The organism is Deinococcus rhizophilus (assembly GCF_030271215.1).
GTDB lineage: Bacteria > Deinococcota > Deinococci > Deinococcales > Deinococcaceae > Deinococcus > Deinococcus rhizophilus.
Genome location: NZ_JASNGB010000410.1, coordinates 1 through 441, shown reverse-complemented (window position 1 = coordinate 441; position 441 = coordinate 1). Strand labels below are relative to the sequence as shown.

General features: G+C 77.8%; 1 pseudogene. It reads right to left on the bottom strand.

Annotated elements, in window-relative coordinates:
• Positions 1-441 (bottom strand): annotated as a pseudogene (locus QOL99_RS17610) (hypothetical protein); the annotation flags it as partial.

Genomic DNA, 441 nt, shown 5'->3' with positions numbered 1-441 from the left:
CCCGCGCCACTGTGCGGGTGCCCGCCGCCGTGACGTAGACCGGCCCGCGCGTGGCCTGCACGCTGGCCCGCCCGGTGCCCGTCAGCCGGGGAGCGTACCAGGGAGCCTCCTCCTCCCGGAAGACGCTGATCCGGCCACTGCCCAGCGCGACCGCTTGCCCGGCCCCCAGCCGCGTGCTCTTGCCCGCCACCCTGACCCGCGCCCCGCCCGCCAGCACCGCGACCCGCTTGAGGCCGCCCACGCCCAGGTCCGCCCGCACCTGTGCTCCGGCGTCCAGCGTAACGGGTTGCCCCAGCGCCGTCAGGCTCAGCGGCCCCAGCAGCAGGAAGCGGCCCTCCTGCAGCTCGGCCCGCCCCCCCTTGACCTGCAGCCGCGAGCCGGGGCCCAGCAGCGCCTTGCCGGTGCTCCCGTTGCGGACGGTGGCCCAGACCAGCCCGTCGC